The organism is Desulfitobacterium elongatum (genome assembly GCF_055378975.1).
In genome coordinates this window covers 4,489,033-4,508,985 of the sequence record NZ_AP038772.1, presented here as the reverse complement: position 1 = coordinate 4,508,985, position 19,953 = coordinate 4,489,033, and the positions used below count along the sequence as shown (strand labels likewise).

At 42.3% G+C, this 19,953-nt stretch carries 14 protein-coding genes and 1 riboswitch; of the genes, 10 read left to right on the top strand and 4 right to left on the bottom strand.

Going from position 1 to position 19,953, the window contains the following annotated elements; genetic code table 11:
* The first annotated feature begins 47 nt into the window (after nucleotides 1–47).
* The 7 genes from ACZ42W_RS21170 to ACZ42W_RS21140 all read left to right on the top strand — a co-directional run bounded on the left by ACZ42W_RS21170 (nucleotide 48) and on the right by ACZ42W_RS21140 (nucleotide 9,965).
* Nucleotides 48–1,265, top strand: coding sequence for a signal peptidase I (locus ACZ42W_RS21170; RefSeq protein ID WP_464167238.1), 1,218 nt, complete (start codon nucleotides 48–50; stop codon nucleotides 1,263–1,265).
* 248 nt (nucleotides 1,266–1,513) lie between these two features.
* A complete protein-coding gene (locus ACZ42W_RS21165; RefSeq protein ID WP_464167237.1) occupies nucleotides 1,514–2,191 on the top strand; it encodes a hypothetical protein in 678 nt (225 codons plus the stop codon).
* Nucleotides 2,192–2,535: 344 nt separating this feature from the next.
* Entirely contained in the window at nucleotides 2,536–3,786 is a 1,251-nt protein-coding gene (locus ACZ42W_RS21160) for a DUF5305 family protein (RefSeq protein WP_464167236.1), read from the top strand.
* Nucleotides 3,787–4,070: 284 nt separating this feature from the next.
* A complete protein-coding gene (locus ACZ42W_RS21155) occupies nucleotides 4,071–7,097 on the top strand; it encodes a cell wall-binding repeat-containing protein (RefSeq protein WP_464167235.1) in 3,027 nt (1,008 codons plus the stop codon).
* Nucleotides 7,098–7,341: 244 nt separating this feature from the next.
* Nucleotides 7,342–8,226 carry a helix-turn-helix domain-containing protein gene (locus ACZ42W_RS21150; protein WP_464167234.1) on the top strand — a complete coding sequence of 295 codons (885 nt, stop codon included), beginning with the start codon at nucleotides 7,342–7,344 and terminating at the stop codon, nucleotides 8,224–8,226.
* 262 nt (nucleotides 8,227–8,488) lie between these two features.
* The gene (locus tag ACZ42W_RS21145) at nucleotides 8,489–9,250 is read left to right on the top strand and encodes a hypothetical protein (RefSeq protein WP_464167233.1); all 762 of its coding nucleotides are present in this window, start codon (nucleotides 8,489–8,491) and stop codon (nucleotides 9,248–9,250) included.
* A gap of 46 nt (nucleotides 9,251–9,296) precedes the next feature.
* Nucleotides 9,297–9,965: a class D sortase gene (locus ACZ42W_RS21140; protein WP_464167232.1), complete on the top strand. Its 669-nt coding sequence runs from the start codon at nucleotides 9,297–9,299 to the stop codon at nucleotides 9,963–9,965.
* Nucleotides 9,966–9,993: 28 nt separating this feature from the next.
* Here the strand turns inward: ACZ42W_RS21140 and ACZ42W_RS21135 are convergent, their stop codons facing one another.
* On the bottom strand, nucleotides 9,994–11,286 hold the full coding sequence (locus ACZ42W_RS21135; protein ID WP_464167231.1) for a tetratricopeptide repeat protein: 1,293 nt from the start codon (nucleotides 11,284–11,286) through the stop codon (nucleotides 9,994–9,996).
* A gap of 412 nt (nucleotides 11,287–11,698) precedes the next feature.
* Nucleotides 11,699–11,789: riboswitch (cyclic di-GMP riboswitch) on the top strand.
* 225 nt (nucleotides 11,790–12,014) lie between these two features.
* Here ACZ42W_RS21135 and ACZ42W_RS21130 point away from each other — a divergent pair.
* Nucleotides 12,015–12,173 (top strand): YvrJ family protein, encoded by a 159-nt coding sequence (locus ACZ42W_RS21130; RefSeq protein WP_464167230.1) that lies wholly within the window; start codon nucleotides 12,015–12,017, stop codon nucleotides 12,171–12,173.
* A 303-nt stretch (nucleotides 12,174–12,476) separates the two neighbouring features.
* Nucleotides 12,477–12,875, top strand: coding sequence for a hypothetical protein (locus tag ACZ42W_RS21125; protein ID WP_464167229.1), 399 nt, complete (start codon nucleotides 12,477–12,479; stop codon nucleotides 12,873–12,875).
* 98 nt (nucleotides 12,876–12,973) lie between these two features.
* On the opposite strand, the gene ACZ42W_RS21120 is transcribed toward ACZ42W_RS21125, so the two are convergent.
* Both ACZ42W_RS21120 and acs read right to left on the bottom strand, forming a co-directional pair.
* Entirely contained in the window at nucleotides 12,974–14,305 is a 1,332-nt protein-coding gene (locus tag ACZ42W_RS21120) for an OFA family MFS transporter (RefSeq protein ID WP_464167228.1), read from the bottom strand.
* Between the two features lie 201 nt (nucleotides 14,306–14,506).
* Nucleotides 14,507–16,441 (bottom strand): acetate--CoA ligase, encoded by a 1,935-nt coding sequence (gene acs, locus ACZ42W_RS21115; protein WP_464167227.1) that lies wholly within the window; start codon nucleotides 16,439–16,441, stop codon nucleotides 14,507–14,509.
* A 317-nt stretch (nucleotides 16,442–16,758) separates the two neighbouring features.
* Between acs and ACZ42W_RS21110 the strand changes: the two genes are divergently transcribed.
* Nucleotides 16,759–17,520, top strand: a complete 762-nt coding sequence (locus tag ACZ42W_RS21110; protein ID WP_464167226.1) for a DUF2927 domain-containing protein — start codon at nucleotides 16,759–16,761, stop codon at nucleotides 17,518–17,520.
* Between the two features lie 164 nt (nucleotides 17,521–17,684).
* On the opposite strand, the gene ACZ42W_RS21105 is transcribed toward ACZ42W_RS21110, so the two are convergent.
* On the bottom strand, nucleotides 17,685–19,481 hold the full coding sequence (locus tag ACZ42W_RS21105; protein ID WP_464167225.1) for a multicopper oxidase family protein: 1,797 nt from the start codon (nucleotides 19,479–19,481) through the stop codon (nucleotides 17,685–17,687).
* Nucleotides 19,482–19,953 lie beyond the last annotated feature (472 nt).

Below are 19,953 nucleotides of genomic sequence, written 5' to 3'. Positions count from 1 at the left end.
TTCTATTGAAAATAGTTAGAATTTCAAAATAAAGTGGGGCAGATGGGATGCTTAAAGAGTGGAATCTACCACCAAAAACGTCCAAACTTAGATGCTACATGTTGGTGGCTTTGGTAATTACTATTTATGTTCTGGACAACCCCTATATTCAATCAAGATTCGGAAGTCAGCTGTTTAATTATGTAATTAAACCGGCTGAATGGATAGGTATAACTCTCATTGTTTTGAACTTCCCCGCGGTGAGGCCAAAAGGAAAACTAAGGATGCATGGTTTTTTGAGTGGATGGGCATTAGTTTTTGCTGTTATTTATATAGTCGCGTCGGTGTTAGCGGGAATATTTATTGATGGACTGGGTAAAAGCCCTTTCAGCCATTCATTCACTGGATTACTTTCCAATGCATTATTAATTGGTACCTCGATTGTTGGCAGGGAATTCGCGAGAAGTTATATAATTAACACCGTAACGAAAGAGGAGAACTATCTTATATTTTCCCTAATTTCCTTCTTTGTAGCCATTTTATCTATTACATGGAGTCAATTTTTAAAACTTAATGCTTTTGAGGGAGTCGTAATATTTGCAGCAAATTCGTTCGCACCAGAATTTGCAAAGAATCTTTTGGCAACTTACCTTTCCTATCTTGGAGGGCCTCTGCCAGCAATCATTTACTTTGGGATAATAGACGGGTTTCATTGGTGCTCCCCATTATTACCTAATCTAAGATGGATTACAATGGCGTTAGTAGGAATATTAGTTCCAATTTTTTCTCTAACATTCTTTCAAAGTATGTACGTTAAAGAGGCTAAGTTATTAAAAAACAAGGATAGAGAGGAAGATAGCCCACTTAGCTGGGTTATTATCAGTCTACTCTCTATATCTTTAATATGGTTTTCTGTAGGAGTATTTCCAATATATCCTTCAGTGATAGCAACGGGGAGTATGGAACCGATGATTAGGCCCGGTGATGTCATCTTGATCGAGAAGACTAAGATGAATACACAAAATAAGGTAGATCATAAAATTGGGGATATCATTCAATTCAAAAGAGAAAATATACTCATTTCCCATAGAATCATTGATATAATTGAACAGGATAACATAGTGAGATATCGAACAAAAGGGGACAATAATTCAACTGAGGATATAGAACTGGTAAAACCTGAACAGATCAAGGGCCAAGTAGTCAAGGTTATACCAAAGATTGGTTGGTTGACATTGCTAATCAAGAGTAAGAAAGATGTGCCTATGGATAAGGTAGTTTTTTAAGTAGCAAGTGTGAGCGGGGAAGCCCCGCTCTTTTATTATATCCTCCAAATATTTGATGCCACCAAAGTAGTAGCCACTATATTACTTTTGACCACACAAGATGACAAGATATAGAGTAAAGAAATACCCTATAGAGTGATTTTGAAAAAACGACATAGGGGTATAATCAACCATAGTACAGATTAAAACTTTCAAGCCGGCTGAGAGTTTTTTCATCTGAAATTAGTATTTTTAGAGGAGGAACAATAATGAAAAAACCAAGAATTTTAGTATTATCTTTGGCTGTAGCTATAATGGCAATGGGTGCTGGATATGCAGCATGGACAGATAAAGTTGATATCGTTAACACAGTGCAAACAGGACAATTAGATGTCGCATTCGAAGATCGAGGCGAAGCTGTTGAACTCAAGCTAGCTGATTATACTCGCGGTGAAGTTAATTACGAGCGTAATTGGAACGATACAGGTGCTTCGGCAGATCAAAACAATTGGGATGTAGCAAAGGTTAATTTCAGTAATCTTTATCCAGGTGCGCATGTTGATGTTAGTTTAAAAATAAAAAATAATAGCACTATTCCTATTGAAATGAAAGCTATTACAGATACTAGATCTGATAACTGGGGCCCGAATGGAGATAACTTTAATCAAATTGGAGCAACCGCTAGATTCTTCGATAAAGATAATAAGCCTTTAGAATTTGACAACGATACAACATATGCAAATCCTTGGGAGCCTGCTCATCTGAAAGATGTAGAACTACCAGTAGGCGGTTATGCAACAATCTCATTCAACTTCACTGCATCCGATACTATCGATGAAAATGCTACTTATACGTTTAGTCCGACTGCTGTATTCCAACAATTTAATGCTGGACCTGGTGGTGTAGCTTTAGAAGTACAATCTAAAGCCTACGGAGATCAAAAATAATTTATAGGTGTTTCAAAGAGAAATTGAACATTAAGTCGTACCTTCTCGGGATTTGACAAAAATTGAGGAAAGAGATCCGACTGCCTTTGTGGTAGCACGGATCTTTTGCAGTTATCCAAGAGTCTGCCCTTCAGAACCAAATTTTAAAAATATTTAAATGAGTACCTCAGTCTCTAGTAGCGAAGTGCATAATTCTTTTTAAAGATGAACCAAGCTTCATCCTAAAAACAATAGCGATTTTTGAAATATTCGTTTTTTAAAAGGCTAAAAAATTAGTAACTTATGAAGGAATATAATTACATTTATAGAACTATAAGGTTATTAGCTTTCTGGGAGTGTTGTAGATGAAAAAGATTAAATTGAGAAAAGATCAGAGGTTAGCTATTATACTAATTTGTATTATTCTAATAGGCGTATTTTCAACACTCTCCTTTATTAAGTTTAAGAACCCTGGTGTTGATGAAAAGAAGGTTGCCATTTATAGCTATGAGAGTAAAGACAAAGTAAATTACCAGGTTTCCCTTAAGCCTAATTCATTGTATGACGCGAAAAGTTTAGGAGAGGGTCAAGTCTACTTAGCGAACTTGGTCGATTATGTTGATGCCACCTATACGTATGAGTTTAATGGGGAACGCGAGGCCGAGATTAAAGGTAGCTATGAGATAGTGGCAGTGGTTGAAGGCTATACCGGTGAGGGAGATAAGCTTACACCCCTTTGGAAGAAGCAGTTTCCCCTTGTAGCGAAGACCAGTTTTGAAGCTAAAGACAAGAAGTACTCCATTACACAGAAGATTCCACTGAGGGTTAGCGACTACAATGCTTTCGCTGAGAAAATCAAAGCAGAAACAAAAATCACTTCGCAGCAGGCCAAAGTAACGACCAATATGAATGTTGAATTGAATGCCAAGACGGATAAAGGGGTAATAGAAAAAAAGTCTACCACGTCGCTTGAGGCTCCGCTCGCTATAAGCTATTTTAAGATAACCAAGAAACAAGGTGAAAGCAAACCTGAAGCCCTTGAAGAGGTCAAGACAGTGCAAAGGCCCCTAAATAAGAATCTCCTTACAGGATATGGGGTAGGGATAGGGATATTGCTTGTGGCTCTCTTAGGCCTAATCTTTGGAACTCAAAAAGTGGAGATAGATCCCTTTCTCAAAGAATTTAAGAAAATCTTTAAGAAGCACGGAACCCGCTTAGTTGCTTTAGAATCAGAATTTGATGCTACGAGTGAGCAACAGAGTAAAGTTCGCTCGATAGAGGATTTGGTCAGGATAAGTGATGAACTGGGGAGACCCATTATCTATAAGTATAGTTGCAACTACAAAGAGAATTTGAGGTTCTGGGTGATTGATGCGAATAGATATTATGTTTTTGATTTACGAGAGACTATAGGGTATGGAAATTCGTTAAAGGAAAAGGTTAAGATCTCAGTGGATCAGAATAGACTCAATGATAATTCTGTATGCTCTGGAGAAGACGTTGACATAAATAAGACGCCAGAATTGACGAATGAGGGGAATATACCTACACCTGCTTTTCAATTAGAGAACAATAAATGTATAGATCCCAAAGTTATGACATGGGGGAATATTTGATATCCAGTGAGCAATTGTAAGATAAAGTTGAACGAAAGAATCGATCACACAGGTGATCGGTTCTTTCGTTCATTAATGGGTAAGTAAAAACTAAAACCGCAATAAGATGAAAGAACTAAGCAATAGAACGAAAGCTTAGGAAAAGCAGGCTATAGTAAGCTTTCCCTTGGGGTATCTAAGTTGTTAGAGCCAATTATAAGACTAGCCTAGATAAGGCGAATGGGGGGTGAGAATGACCCCAATGTTTTTGTTACGGAGGTGAAGAAATATTAGGAGGGAATCGGATGAAGAAACCAAGGAGTAAAGTACTTGCAAGTCTTATCGTTTTATGCTTCCTGTTATCAACCATACTCTATCCTGTGGCTGCATTTGCAGATACGAACACTACGGTGCCGCTGCTTGAGACCATTCAGCGAATTTACGGACAGGACCGGTATGAGACTGCTGTGAAGATTAGTCAGGAGGGTTGGAAGGAGCACTCAGAATTCGCAATCCTTGCTTCAGGAAATGATGAGAATTTAGTGGATGCACTAACGGCTGCGCCCTTAGCCTACGCAAAAAAGGCCCCTATCCTTTTAACGGAAGGAAACCAGCTTAATCCATTGACAGAAAATGAATTGAAAAGACTAGAAGTTAGTAAAGTATTCGTTATCAGTGGTGCACAAGTGATTACTGCAAAGGTGATTGACCGCTTAAAAGAGTTAGGGATGGAGGTTATAATTCTTGGTGGAGCAGATCGTTACTCCACGGCTGTTAATATCGCCAAACGGTTGGGAGACGTTAAACAGGTTGTAATAACTACAGGATTAACCAATGCGGATGCACTCTCAGTTGCAGCCATTGCAGCATTTAAGGGAATGCCAATCCTGCTTTCTGAAGGAGATGCTCTTCCTTTAGTTGTAAGCAGTTACCTGACAGACTTCATAGAGTTAAAAGCTATATCACAAACTTACATTTTGGGTGGACTGAGTGCGATTGGCCCGAAGGTTGAAACTGATCTCCCCAATGTGAAACGAATTGGAGGGGATGATCGCTACGCAACCAACCTGGAAATACTTAAGCATTTCGCAAGTGAGCTCAAGTATCAGAAGTATTTCTTAGCCAATGGAGAAGATAAGCACCTCGTTGATGCACTGGTTGGATCTCCTTTAGCCTCTTTGACCTTCTCCCCTGTCCTTTTGACAGCGGCAAAGCTATCGGAACAGACGAAGGGGTTTGCCTATCTGAACCTACCGCCTTACGCTGTTACTCTCGGTGGAGAGGCCTTCTTACCAAATGACGTATTGAATCAAATCTTTGTAGGTCAGGAGTACACCACGGATGGGAGCATTCTAGGTTCAAACGATGCGAGTAAGCTAGCGATGTTCCCCCATTATCTCATTCTCAAAGGGAGAAATATTAAACTTAAAAATGCCGAAGTAAATTCCAGTATATATCTTAAAGGCAATGCAACAATTTTAAGCAATGTCAATGTCATGGGGACAATATTTGTTGATCCTGGTGAAAATGGGTATGTCTATCTAGATAATGTAGACGCTTCTAGAACTGTGATACTATCGGGTAGAATCAACTATTATGCTCCAAGTAGTGGGTCGGGTGGAGGATCAGGTGGTAGTTCCACCCCTCGCATAACTATTAGAGCTATTGATCCGATCAATCATACGGTCACAATCGATGGAACCCAATACACCTTCCCTCAAACTGTTAATGCTACGATGAGTGATGGATCAACGAAAGAGGTCGCTGTAACTTGGAGTAATCTGGACGCTATCGATCTTGAGATTCCTGGCGTTTACACAGTAGAGGGAACAGTCTTGGGGTATGACCAGAAGGTTATTCTTACTCTGAATACGTATGATGCAACAAAGATTTGGCTAAAGGACAAATCCGTTGATAGAACCAACTATTATTATAACTTCTGGGGAGGTCCCTTCCGAGTTGAGTTTTCTCAAGAAAATGAGCAGGGCTTGAAACAATTTAAAGTATTTAGTTTAAGAGTGAAGAAGGATAGAGGTGCAGGAGAAGAAATAGCTTACATGAACGGTGACGCAGATTATGTAACCTTTACTGAAACTGAGCCCTATAGTAATCGCTACCAGGCTGACTATCCGGCTTGGAATGAAGGAAGTTTCCGGGTGGAGAATTATGCTAATGAGTCTGGAACGGAGAAGAGTGTTAAACTCACAAATGATATCAAACAAGTCGAACTCCATATGTATAATCAAGTGGGACCTGAGGGCGCGGAAGTAAACATTCCGGATAGAGTCTTAGATTGGTTCGTTCCAGCTCCACTTGAACTCACCCTTGCGGCAAACTCCATTACGCTTTCTCGTCCTTTCATAGGAGTTGGTGAAAGTGATTTTTCCGTAAGGGCCTGGAGTGGCGAAGCTGAAATCACTCTTGAGAACCTTCATTATAACCCTGCCGAACATCAATTTACCTTCACCGCCTTAAACCCAGAAGACTGGTATGGGATGATTAACGTCGTGGTTGAGCCAGCCGAAGGATCAGATAAGGTCTTTCCAATCCTGAGGGGATCCTTTAATCTATATGGATATGGGGGGAGAATTACAGACCTATCCGGGGACGGTGTCCCTAATATGCCCTTAAGCATTTATGAAGGGTCCAATACAGAGGGAAATCCCTTCTTAACGGTCAACACAGATGAGGATGGGTACTATGCGGTTACACTACCCTATGGCAGTTACACTATGGTCGTAGGTGGAGGGGATTATATAACTCATAATGTGCCTGTTGCACCCTCTCAATGGTATAACGATGATGTAGATGTGGTTGCTATCGAACGTGCGTTAGAGGGAGAAGTAAGAATCGTCCTTACGTGGAATAACGTTGTAGGAGATCTTGACTCTCATTTATTTGGTCCTATGGTGAACAGCGAAGAGAGATTCCACGTTTACTATAGTGATGATAATTATAGTGATGAGACGAAGACTTATGTTGTACTCGATGTAGACGATACGGATGGTGTTGGCCCAGAGACCACGACTATAAAAGTCCCAGAGGAGGGAATCTACAGGTTCTATGTTCATAATTACGATGAAGATCCCGAGATTTATGAATCTCAAGCTAAGGTCAAAGTTTACGTAGGCGCGTCAGGTGAGCCTGTTCAGACCATTGATATACCTTCAACCGGAAATAACGAATTATATTGGTACGTCTTTGATCTAACTTACGTGGATGGTCAGCCTACTTTTACAGTAAAAGATGAACTGGTCAATGGGCTGGAGAACATGCCTATTCCCCAGATGCTAAGGTCATTGCCCTCCGAGCCTAAGCCCTCAAAAAGGTAACCATTAAGGAATGAGATGATATCGAGAGGGACTGTAACACAATGTCTAGGAGATAGAATTGAATCAAGATGATGGAAAGCCAGGTTACAAAGAATGTAGCCTGGCGCTTTTATGCCTAAAAAACAGAATAAGACATGGAAGTCATTTGCTTCTAAGCTTTTGAATAGTAATTACTAGATAAAAAAATAACTAGTAAATTCATTTACTTATCTTAAAAGGAGCTAACATAGGGGGGGGAATCATAATGGTTGACTTAGCGAGAACCTTTGGGGATGGCCCCTATCCCTTTCCTGTGGAAAAGATGAGCGACTTTTTCGATGTTTATGCGAGTGATACAACCTTAATGTTAGACCCTAAGCCCTCGGTGAAGTTTGACTTATACCCAGGGTCACATTCTCACTCTGATTTAGAGTTCCTTATACCGTATTCTTTTATGGAGCATGTGGGAGTAGAAGAAAAGAAAATACGACTTGAACCTAAGAAGATTCTTCCCATCAATTCAGACCAACCCCATGGACCTAAGGAACCCATGACGCAAATACGCTTTTTAGCCTTATCAATAGAAAGTACCTTTATGAAACAGGTTAGTGAATCTATGGGTAACAAGGAGGAGATTAATCTTAGAAATAGCACGCTGCATTTGAATGCAGGCATAGAGCGTCTCCTTCAACTATTTATGAGTGAATGCCAGGCGAAGCAAGCGGGCTATGAAATGATTTTAAAGTGCCTGAGTTTGCAAATAGCAATAAGTATAATTCGTCAATCTGGCAAAGTAGAAGAAAATTCCTTCTCGAAAAGGTGTTCCCTGACTGATAGGTGTGTGAAAAAGTCCATAGAAATGTTACAAGACAGGTATAATGAAGACTATACTCTTGATGAGGTGGCAAAGGTAGCTAACCTTAGCCCTTATCACTTCATTCGGGTGTTCAAGGTGCAAACAGGGAAAACTCCGTTCGTATTCCTACTCGACATAAAATTAGAAAGAGCACAAGAAATGCTTAGGTATCGGAAGTTATCGATCACAGAAGTATGTTATTCCTCTGGATTCAAGAGCCTGAGTCATTTTGCTACGGTATTTAAGAAAAAGTTTGGGGTATCCCCATCCGAATATCGCAGGAGCTTTATATAATTGGAACAGGGTTATTGTCGGTGAAAGCCTGGAACATATTTCGCTGCCCGGCACGAATATTGACAACAGCCAGTTGTATTTGAGCGATTGGCTTTTTTGTTCACATAAAAGAAGTAACGTATGGCATTTATTAGTACCAGAATCAATAGACTTTATAGTACATGAAGATTATACCTTTTGCGGATTTAAGCCGAGTATTTTGAAAATATAATAGAAAGGAATAGGATGCAAAAAATCTCAGGAGAGTACGGGAGTGAGTAGAATGAAAACTACACAAGGATCTAAAAAGTTTTTGCAGATCACGATTGGCTCAATCTTGTTTCTTTTGACCCTATATTTTGTTTTCAATGCCTATTTAGGTGTAACATATGCTGTTGAACTTAAGGCAAATGATTCGGGAATAACGATTGATCAAACAGATCTTTTCAATATAACGAATTTGTATCCCGGACAACCACCTTCAGAATCTAAGCAGCCATTAAAGATAAAGAATACGGGTAGCTCAGACTTCCAATGTTCTATTACTTCTAAGCTAAGTAGTGGGGACCCTCGTCTTTTCAATGTCCTAAAATTAAATATTTTGGATGATAAAGGAGTAGCAGTTTACAGTGGGAGTCTCGGAGGTTTAACTGAGCAATCTCTGGGGACGATTGGACCTAGGGCTAGTAAGACTCTTGACTTCACTTTGGAGTTACCAGCAGATGTAGATAATTCCTATCAGAACTTGGGTACTTCATTTCAATTCACTATCGTAGCTTCTGGTGGGTCGGGAGATGACGGGGACGACGGGGATGATGGAGATAACGGAAATGATGGAAGTAACGGAGGTAACGAAAATAATGACTCCCCTCCTTCGGAAGAACCAGAAGAAGTGATTGTGCCAGATGAAGAAGATGTGCTTGATCCAATAGAAACAGAGAATCCACAGATGCCAAATACGGGTATACCAAGTCGATTACCCTATTATTTAGTCGGTTCAATGGCGGTGCTTTCAGGATTACTCCTTGGGTTTAAGAAGCTATAGGAATAGCCGGGCGTACCCGGCCTTTTTCCTGTAGAAGGAGGCCCTTATGAAGAAAAAGATAGTGTCGATACTGTTTGTAGTCGTTGGATTGGTCCTAATTGTATATCCTACATTAAGGGACTACTACTATGAATATCAGCAGCAGAAAATAGTGGCAGAGTGGCAAAAGAATCTGGAAGAACTTAGAAAACTCTCTCTGGATGATGAAAATAACGATAACAAAAGCGATACCAATAGTATAATAACCCAACCTGAATTGAAGAATGAACAGGAAAATAAAATTAAAGAGAACCCAGCTATCCCTCAGCCTGACTTGACCCAAGAGATGGAGGGCATTCTCGCTATCGATAAGATTAATTTAAAAGTGCCAATTTTAACCGGGGTTTCTGAACGAAACTTAAATTTGGCCGTTGCTTCTATCGCGAATACTGGAAAACCTGGAGAAATAGGTAATTATGGTATTGCTGGTCATCGCAGTAGGACGTACGGCCTGCAGTTTAATAGGTTGAATGAGTTGGATAAAGGGGATCGTTTGGTTGTAGAGATTCAAGGGAATAGTTATACATATCTTGTGACCAATAGCATAATTGTTCCACCTGAAGATATACAAGTTCTTAAAAACGACGGACAAAAAAAGATGATTACACTGGTAACGTGTGATTACAGCAGTAAACCGTATCTGCGCTTAATCGTTCAGGGAGAATTACAGTCATAAATTAGGCGGGCTCATCTTTTCTTGGACATCATCCCAAAAGCTTTCTTAGCCTTTTGCATTCTTTCAAGAAGAACTCACTCTGAAAGGGCTCTCTCTGAAGCTGAAAGCACTTGACTAATAAATGACAGCAAGAGATTAGTTCCTCCGAAGGAGATACTTGAGAGAGCATACGATAACATTGATGTAAAAGCGTTATCGCTTCTGATACTTGGTTAGTTTTGATTTTTTCCTTGGCAATGGTAATGAGTGATATCCCTGCTAGAAGAATATCGCCTTCTGTGAAGTTTTCCTCTAGTAAAGCTTTTATTAAGGGCTCGGCCTCAGACCCTTTAGACGTAAAGTAAGCGTCGATAAGTTCAGTTAATAAATACTGTCGTGTTCTCTTAGAAGTGGGTGTTGTGGTATAGATGAGACCACGTTTTAAGAGTCCGGTTGCCTTTTCTATGCGCCAGATTTCCTTATAGTACTTTCCCAGGTTGCAGAAAAGTTCTCCTTTCCCTCGATCTCCAGGTAAATTCTTGGCCAAGCAATAACCTTGCAATAGTGCTGCGCGTGCCTCAGGAAGTCTTTTCTGATCCATATAGAGTTGTCCTAACGCAGCATAGCCCAGAAGCTGGATATAGGGGACTGGGGTCAAAAGGGCTGAACGATAACAAAGTTCAGCAGAGTTGTATGCACCATTTCTTCGATTGAGGGTCCCCATATTAAGGTAGACTGTCCCTGAGTGGACCCCTTCCTCCCAAGTCATGAGACTTTTTCGAAACATGGAAAGGGCCTTCTTATAATTCCCTTGGCCAAGGTAAAGGCTCGCAATTCCAGAGATGATTTTTGCCTTGAAGCGCCTTTCTAGAGCGGAGCGAGCTTTAAATCCTTGGGCAGATAGAAACTTTTCAAGTGCAGAATCATAGAGGTTTTCATAGGCTAACTGAAGCCCCTCAAACCATTTCTCATAGTTTTTCTGTAAGGGAGAAGGTATATATCTAATTCTTTCAGACCAAGAGTAGAACCCTTCATTGTCATCGGATTCGAGAGCATCAAGCGCACTCTGAACAGCTTCTTCAAAGGATTGAGGCTGTGTTCCGGTACTTGTTATAGGATTTAAAGCCTTGGGTAAAAAGTTTTCCTCTTTTATCATTCTAACGAGATCCTCCACGGGAAGACCAAGTTGTTTAGAAATTCTAGCTAAAATACCTAGACTCACGTTAGAGATTTTGCCATTAAAAATTTTGGATAAATATCCTGGCGTAATCTGAGAGCATCGAGCAAGTTCGGACAAGCTAAGCTCTTGACTCTGGAGAAGTTGGTCAAAACGTTGATCCATGTTCCCGCCCCCTCAAGTGACAATCAATACACTTATGGTTTAATTTGCCATCTGCCTAGTAATCCCCTGCTAAAATCGGCTTCGTACGTTAATTTAGGACTAAGAATAATTGACAAAAATAAGAGCAGAAAGAAGTTTTTCTCAAGATTTCTGCTGAATAGGGGAGAAAAAAGCAGATGGAGGAAACGACCGCCAATTGCGACAGGATTCTCATCACAAAGGTGTTCTGGATTTGGTTTATTATGGTATCAAAGGGGGGATATCAATGAAGAAGTTTATCATCGTGGGACTAGTTATCGCGTTCACTTTAGCTGCAGTGGGTTTCGAGTTCCAGCCTCTCATGGACATTATTGTATACGCCTAAATTCAAACCTTAGTTTTTTAAACCTACTAGAGATTTTAATTGTATATGGTGTAAAAAGGGCAAACTCACCGAAAGTTGGGGACGCAAAGCCGTTAGGGTCTAAGGTGCGTAGATGCACTATGATAGCCTGGCTACAGTTACGTAAAAATTCCCTTTCTGCCCTTATAAGGCAGTTTTTTTGTCTCCATAAGGGCAGCGGCTTCTTCCAAGGTAAAGAAAACTAACTTCTAGTGGAGCTTTTAATTCTTGTCTGAAGTCTAGTTGATCTTATCTAGGGGCGGTTACTCAACGGAAAAATGATGGGTGGGGAGGTGATAAGAGTAATGGAGTCCGTCTTTTTATAAATAGATGGGAGGGAGTTTCTATGCCAGGTGATGAAAACGGTCTTTGGTTTACATTGCTGGGTAACTTTGGCTTCCCAATAGCCGTCTCGACTTATCTCTTGGTTAAATTCGAGAAAAAACTGGATCATTTGACTACAGTAGTACAAGAGCTTAAAGCAGCTATGGAACATGATGAATAACTAACTCCTAAGATTATGAGTAAAAGAGCATTAAATGCGCGTTCATTCTGGGCATTAGATGCTCTTCTTTTTTGTTCGCTCCACTATGGGCGTTTTTTAATTTATAAACTTCAAGTAGACAAAAGTATTATTCATATACTTCTAAAGAGGGACATAGTTATCCATAGAGATATTACGATATGCACCCAATGGGTAACCTAAAAGGTATCCTTTGGATTGACGAAAAGAAACTGGGAAAATTTGATAATAGAACTAGAGGTATACACTTGGAGTTATGACTCTATAAAAGAGAGGTGAAAATCGATGATGCCCTATACAAGCTTAAGGCAGAAAACAAAGGAAGTTCTCTCTGAATTTTTGCGATTATATCCAGCCTATCAGGAATTCAGTGGGGAATTGCTAGAGTTGACAGAAAAAAACGTTTCACAAAGGTTAGCGCACATGAGTCGGGCTAGCTTAGAACGTTATTTTATCGGGCACCAATTACGGGTGGATATAACGGTAGAGCTTACGAAAGTTGCAATGCTTCTGAAGGAATTTCCAGAAACAACAGCACACATATCACCTCTTTCAACCACAGTAACTAAAGAACCTACAGGAGCCATAGATTCAATTTTATCAAAGAATTCAACACATTTTATGTATGAGAAACGAGGCAATGTTATCTACCTGCCCTTTAGATTTGGAGTGAGCTTATCCTAGGGTTTCTGCGAATGACAATAAGTCAATTCTTCGTCTGAAAGTTATTGAAAAAGGAGTCACCCAAAATATAGTGGAGTGACTCCTTAGACTACCAAAAATTATTCACATGCTTCTTGGACGAGTATTCGCTCACCAGATGCTGTTTCAATGGGTTTCGCTTTCAAGAGGAAGGTGAGGAGAGTAGCAACTAGGCAAAGTGAAGCAGCAATGAGGTAGGCGATGAAGTAGTTTTTGGTGAGGTCCACGACCGCACCTGCCATCAGTGGTCCGAGTACTCCTCCTACTCCCCAAGCCGTGAAGACGAGACCGTAATTAACTCCACCGTTTTTTGTGCCAAAGAAGTCATAGGTCGCTGAGGGGAAAAGGGAAAGGAGTGAACCATAGCTGAGTCCAGCGAGTGAGGCACCGCAGGCAATGAGGGCCGGGGTGTCATAGAAGTTAAAGGCAATCATATTCAGAGCTTGTAAGGTGAAGAAAATTCGCATCGTCCAGCTTCTTCCGATTCGATCTGAAAGCCAACCCGCTAAGATTCTGCCACCTGCATTAAAAATTGCGAGTAAGGCTACCATGGCATATCCCCAAGAAACCCCAGTCTGCACCTTGGTGATTGTGGATAGTTGCCCAATAATCATAAGACCGGCTGTTGCCCCGGAACCAAACATAATCCAAAGCAGGTAGAAGCGAGAATCTTTGAGCATCTCTTGCCAAGTAAACTCAATCTTAACTTCGTGAAGGGGTAGGGAGGTAGAGGATATCGAAGAGGATGCGATAGGAGAAGAGGTAGATATAGGGCGACGTTCACTTTGAGGGTGGGCACCTTCACGAAGGCTTGAAGGTGCAGAAGGTACTGAAGAAGATGAAGGCGTAGTAGGAACAGTGAGAACTTGGGAGAGTCCAACGATGACAAGGAGGAAAAATAGGCCCTCGATACGGAAGGCACCCTCTATGCTAAAATTTTTGATTAACTGATTTGTGGTGGGAGCAATGTAAAGAGAGGCGAGCCCAAATCCAGCCACGACCATGCCGGAGATGAGTCCCTTCTTTTGAGGTGGGAACCACTTTATGGCTGCTGGGGTGGCAGCCGAATATCCAAGGCCAATACCAATGCCTGCGACTAGGCCAAAGGTTAGGGTCAGTAATAAGAGGGAGTGGGTAAAGCTACTTAGGATGAGCCCCCCTCCAGCGAACAGGCCACCCACTGTTGCAACCCAGCGTGGTCCATAGCGGTCTTGAAGGCGACCACCAGGGACCATCATTAGGGCAAATACAGCACAAGCAACTGTATAGGGCAAAGAAGCAGCCGTTTTGGACCAGTGAAGCTGCTCGGTCAACGCAGCAGCAAATACACTCCAAGTATAGAGAACTCCTAGTGCAAGATTGATTCCAGTACCTGCTAGGGTAACAGTCCACCCTCGCAACGTTCTATTCATGTAAAGCTCTCCTTTCATCCTTACAGATTAGGTTATCCTTCACAATCAATCCGCTCTAATTTTTACACTCTCTTACTATCTGATGGGACAATCGCACTGATGTTAACGAGGCTAAAAAGGGAATAGTGAATTATGAGGCCAGGGAATCCTGGCCTCAGTTAATTATAGGAACACATCTCTAACTAGCTCGCTGACTCAATGCTAATCCTGGTAGTTCGCTTTAAGCATATTGACGACCGAAGCATCTGCTAACGTCGTGGTATCCCCTATAGCACGCCCTTCGGCGATATCCCTTAACAGACGGCGGATGATTTTTCCGCTTCGGGTCTTAGGAAGCTCTGCGGTGAAGAAGATGTCATCTGGGCGGGCTAAAGCCCCAATCTTCTTAGCCACATGTCTTTTGAGTTCATCAATGAGTTCGGGGTAGGTCTCCCTACCTTCTTTTAGCGTGACAAAAGCGGCGAGGGCTTGCCCTTTGACTTCGTGATGCTTGCCGATACAGGCTGCTTCTGCGACGAAGGGGTGGTCCACTAGGGCACTCTCAACTTCCATCGTACCGATCCGATGCCCAGAGACGTTAATAACATCATCGACTCGACCGAGAATCCAGAAGTATCCGTCTTTATCCCACTTGGCACCGTCTCCTGCAAAATAAATCCCTGGCCAGTTTCCAAAGTAGGTATTCTCGAAGCGTTTGGGGTCTCCATAAATATTCCGAAGCATGGCGGGCCAGGGTTCAGTAATTGCGAGGTAGCCGCCACTTCCTTTAGGGACAGAATTCCCATTGCCATCCACGACTTCAATCTTGACACCAGGGAAAGGAATTGTACAAGAGCCTGGTTTCGTCGCAGTGAGTCCTGGGAGAGGAGATATCATAATCATTCCCGTTTCAGTCTGCCACCAGGTATCGACGATCGGACATCGTTCCCCCCCGATATATTTGTGGTACCACATCCAAGCTTCTGGATTAATGGGCTCACCTACAGTACCCAGAAGACGGAGGCTAGAGAGATTACGACTTAGAGGATACTGTGGTCCCCACTTCATAAAGGTCCGAATCGCGGTAGGAGCGGTGTAGAGAATACTCACGCGGTATTTTTCAACGATCTCCCAGTAACGATCTCGAGTCGGATAATCAGGGCTTCCTTCATAGAGCAGGACGGTCGCACCATTGGCGAGAGGGCCATAGACAATGTAAGAATGTCCAGTAATCCAGCCGACATCCGCAGTGCACCAATAGACATCCTCTTCCTTAAGGTCAAAAATCCACCGATGAGTGGTGGAGACGCCTACCATGTATCCACCTGTTGTATGAACTACCCCTTTGGGTTTTCCGGTCGTACCACTTGTATAGAGGACGAAAAGCATATCTTCAGCATCCATGGGCTCCGCGGGGCAGTCTAGGGATGCCTTTTTCATTTCCTCATGGTACCAGAGATCTCGGCCTTCCTTCATAGTTATGTCTTGTTTCGTCCGTTCAACGACGATGACATGTTCGACACAATCGACTTCGTCTAAGGCGAGGTCGGTATTTTCTTTTAAAGGGACGATACCTCCACGCCTGAACCCGCCATCTGCAGTAATAACGATTTTGGATTGGGCATCAATGACCCGGTCCCGAAGGGCTTCCGAACTGAAGCCTCCGAAGACGACACTGTGCGGGGCACCGATGCGTGCACAGGCTAACATGGAGATAACGGCTTCTGGAATCATGGGAAGATAAATGGTAACTCGGTCTCCCTTTTGTACTCCTTGGTCCTTCAGCACATTCGCTAATTTGCATACCTCACGGTGCAGGTCTTGATAGGTCAGGACTTGACTATCCCCATTTTCCCCTTCGAAGATAATTGCTGCTTTATTCCGGTGCCAGTCTGTGAGATGACGGTCCAGACAGTTGGTTGAGGCATTTAATTTTCCTTCGAGGAACCATTTGGCAAAGGGAGGATTCCACTCGAGTGTTTTTTTCCAGGGCTCAAACCAGGTTAACTGTTTCGCCTGAGTTTCCCAGAAGGTGAGACGGTCTTTTCCCATTTCATAAATTTTCGTGCTTTGGATTAACGCTTCTCCTTGGAAATCGTGGCTTGGTTTAAATAATCTATTCTCTTGTAGCAAGGCCTCCAGGTTTTTCTCCTGCATGCATACTCCTCCTCATCTCCATCTGTTACAGAACAAGTATAGAAATAGTTTACTGTATTCTATCAAATGGTCTAAAAGAAGTGAACTTTCTGAAGATGAAAGAGCAGGGAAGCAGGTTAAGCGGTGTGATATGCCAAGTTATCTGATTCACGAATTAACTTGTCCCTTGGCTAGCTTGGTGTGAACGGTCGATTTTGCGTGGGCAATGGAGATCAAAGTAAATGTAAATTGGGATCAGGGCTAGGCAGAATCTTGGAGGATTGTGACATCAGAAGAAAGGGTGAATATGCTGTAACAAGCGGAGGAGGCGGGGTAGGATGACTATTCTATCTAAGAAATGGCGCAGAATATCAATCCTTACTTTAGCTTTTACCTTCTTGTTTGCAGTCGGAGGAGTATATCTAGAAGTTAGTAAAGAGCGGATAGAATACACCAAAGAAGAAGTTGCCTACTTCAAAGAGATTGCGCTTCAAGTGGAATATGGTTCAGGAATGCATCAGATACATAAATGGGTAGAAGAACTGAAAATTAAGGTGATTGGTACACCTACGACGGAGGACTTAGAAGCTTTAGAGAGCACGATGGATAACTTAAATGCATTGAGCGAGAATCTACATTTGAGACATGCTAAAAAAGATGAAGCTGCTAACATGGAGATATACTTTATTCCACACTCTGAATTTCTGACAAAAGGCTACGTGGAAGAAAGCGTTCTGAAGAATAATTGGGGGTTAGGAGTTATTTGGTGGAATAGTTTCGGAGAGATTAATCGAGCGATCATCTTAATTGCAACAGATCGAACGAATTCGAGAGAACGGGCCCATCTGATCCGGGAAGAAGTGACCCAATCCTTAGGGTTATTGAATGATTCCTGGGAGGACTCGGAGAGCCTGTTTTACCAAGGATGGGGGACTCAAAACTACACCGTACGGGATGAAAAAGTGGTTCAGCTATTATATGACCCAAGAATTAAACCCAATATGGCAGAGCTTGATGTAGATAGAGCCTTAATGACGAAAGCGCCATTTTCACTGGCTCAGTGGTTCAATCATCAAATTCAGATGTGGTCCTTATTCTAAGGGTGGGGACTGCTTTATTTTTTCTAGTTTGCCTCTTAGCTATAAGAGGAACTAATCTGGTATATAAAAAGGGAACCTCTAGTCTATAAGGTAGAAAGAGGTTCCTCCAGTCTATTTGGGGAAGCTATCTGGGCCTAGTTGTGAAATGCATGGTGGGAAGACAATCATCTACCCAAGGGATTTCTGACTTTATACGGCCGCATCATCTCGTTATCTTCATGTTCGAGAATATGGCAGTGCCACACGTAGCCTGGCCCTTCTGCTGGGTTAAACGGATAAAGGTTAAGACCCGGGAAGGTAAATATAGGAGCATTCTGTGGAGCGAAACGAGCTCTAATCGTTGTTACTTCACCTGGATTAGCTATGATGGTATCCTTCCAACCCGCTTCGTTAGGAGGAGGTAAAACGGGTCCACCGAGTAGATAGGGTTTAACTCGCAAAACCTTGGTTGGGTGGTCTAGGGGGGGCATACCGTTTAGAGCGACCCAATCCTGCATATATTCATTCGCCGAGAAGGCTTGGCGGCTTACTGGCCTAAACTGAACCAGATGCAAATGAATAGGGTGAGCATCCATCGTCAGATTGACGAGTTCCCAATCCTCTATCGCGCTAACTAAGGGGAGTTCAGAGATGGGGCTGCTCCACTTTTGCCCATCTAGTAACACTTCTAAGGGACCATTAGGTCCCTGGACTTCAAATAAGACCAGGGTTCTTTTTCTGGAAGTTCTAATCAATGGAGTGATAAAATTGAGAACGGGTGGTAGTTTTTTAGGAGTAACCGCAGGTTTATCTAGAACCGTGAATTGCATAATCTGGCCTGTCGTAAGAGGATCTACTGGATCCCCATCAGGAAATGGGGCATTGGCCGAGTTTTCCAGTATGAGCTGTGTGCCAGGTAATAGTGTCGAGAAGTCGACAAGGATATCTGCTCTTTCACCTGGAGCTAAGAGCAAGGACGTGAGCGTGACTGGTTTTGGAAGATAGCCACCGTCACTACCGATTTGCGTAAATGGCATTTGATTTGAGAACATTAGGTTATAAAATCTGGCATTGGAACCATTGAGCACTCTGAAGCGATACTGTCTAGGTTCGACATCCAGATTTGGCCAGACCTTGCCGTTTACGAGGATCGTATCGCCAAAGAATTCAGGCACCCAATAAGGATGCACCTCAGGATTTACACCATCACTTGGGTAGGCGAAGGAGCCGTCTGTGTTAAAGGATCGATCCTGAATGGCGAGGGGTATTTCGAATTTGCCTTGGGGAAGAACGGAATTTGGCCTATCGAGAGCGTTACGAGGGTCTCTTAATAGATAGAAACCTGCAAGCCCCATGAGGACATTCAGGCGAGTCAGACCGAGGGCATGGTCATGATACCATAGAGTTGTGGGTTCTTGGTTATTGGTATAGTGATAAAGCGATTTTTCAAAGGTTGGGCCTACCATTGCTTCCCCGGCAGTAAACCATGCTTCAGGATGTCCATCTGAGGCAGACTCTGTTTCACCCCCGTGGAGATGGGGGACAATAGGAACATGATGCTGAGCAAAGGGGAAGCCCGGAGGGAAAGGTGGAAAGGGTGGCATAGGCATATGATGATGATGGGGATCAGCCCAATGAAGGGTCGGATCCACGGGAAGGGAATAAGGTTCTGTAATCGTGTTGCGCCACTGTACGTTAATGGGGATTTTTCTTTTGGCTTCGAAAGTTGCCCCCGGATAATTTCGAAAGTCCGGGATGATTTCCCCTGTCTCGGGATCCCTAACTTTACCACCATATCCGTAGACGGTCGTCTCAGGGAACCCAGGGGGGAGAAGTTGCTGAGTGAATTGACTGACTGTAACCGTGTAATCATGGCTTTTGACTAATCCGTGTTTTTTTACAACGGTCGGTTCATAGACGGGTGGTTTTACTAAGGTGTTTACATACTTGGGTATCGACATAGGGTCTAATGGAGTAACCAATGAAGTCCCCCCTTTAATACTGTTTATATATATTATGAAAAGCTTAGCGATTGTTGTGATAGATGTAGAATATTATGATATTATTTGTGGTATCTTGACGTGCAAGATGTGCTAATTTGGCGATATTGGGTTAAAGAAAATAAAATCTATTAAGCAAGAACTATTGGATAAAAGTCAGAGTGTAAGTGATGTAAGTGATGGTAAGTATCGGCTCAAGTATTGGGTAAGTAATCGCTAACTAATGGGTAAGCATTGGGTTGACGCTTGTGCACAGTCGTTCTAAGATGAGGAAGAGATGGTCAAGCTATCCTAGGGATGTAAATCGAAAGTGTACACAATAGAAAGTCACAGCATAAGAAAAGTACGTTAAAGAAGCAGAGAAGTTGAACTTCCTCTTACAAGTAGTTGGGAGCTCAGAACCTGGTCATAGAGAATAAACAAGTAGGTAGTAAATGAGGGATAAGATGGACGA

Bases quoted from the DNA above. Each gene is read 5' to 3' on its own strand.
- ACZ42W_RS21170 (WP_464167238.1), top strand. From the start codon at position 48: ATGCTTAAAGAGTGGAATCTACCACCAAAAACGTCCAAACTTAGATGC.
- ACZ42W_RS21165 (WP_464167237.1), top strand. From the start codon at position 1,514: ATGAAAAAACCAAGAATTTTAGTATTATCTTTGGCTGTAGCTATAATG.
- ACZ42W_RS21160 (WP_464167236.1), top strand. From the start codon at position 2,536: ATGAAAAAGATTAAATTGAGAAAAGATCAGAGGTTAGCTATTATACTA.
- ACZ42W_RS21155 (WP_464167235.1), top strand. From the start codon at position 4,071: ATGAAGAAACCAAGGAGTAAAGTACTTGCAAGTCTTATCGTTTTATGC.
- ACZ42W_RS21150 (WP_464167234.1), top strand. From the start codon at position 7,342: ATGGTTGACTTAGCGAGAACCTTTGGGGATGGCCCCTATCCCTTTCCT.
- ACZ42W_RS21145 (WP_464167233.1), top strand. From the start codon at position 8,489: ATGAAAACTACACAAGGATCTAAAAAGTTTTTGCAGATCACGATTGGC.
- ACZ42W_RS21140 (WP_464167232.1), top strand. From the start codon at position 9,297: ATGAAGAAAAAGATAGTGTCGATACTGTTTGTAGTCGTTGGATTGGTC.
- ACZ42W_RS21135 (WP_464167231.1), bottom strand. From the start codon at position 11,286: ATGGATCAACGTTTTGACCAACTTCTCCAGAGTCAAGAGCTTAGCTTG.
- ACZ42W_RS21130 (WP_464167230.1), top strand. From the start codon at position 12,015: ATGCCAGGTGATGAAAACGGTCTTTGGTTTACATTGCTGGGTAACTTT.
- ACZ42W_RS21125 (WP_464167229.1), top strand. From the start codon at position 12,477: ATGATGCCCTATACAAGCTTAAGGCAGAAAACAAAGGAAGTTCTCTCT.
- ACZ42W_RS21120 (WP_464167228.1), bottom strand. From the start codon at position 14,305: ATGAATAGAACGTTGCGAGGGTGGACTGTTACCCTAGCAGGTACTGGA.
- acs (WP_464167227.1), bottom strand. From the start codon at position 16,441: ATGCAGGAGAAAAACCTGGAGGCCTTGCTACAAGAGAATAGATTATTT.
- ACZ42W_RS21110 (WP_464167226.1), top strand. From the start codon at position 16,759: ATGACTATTCTATCTAAGAAATGGCGCAGAATATCAATCCTTACTTTA.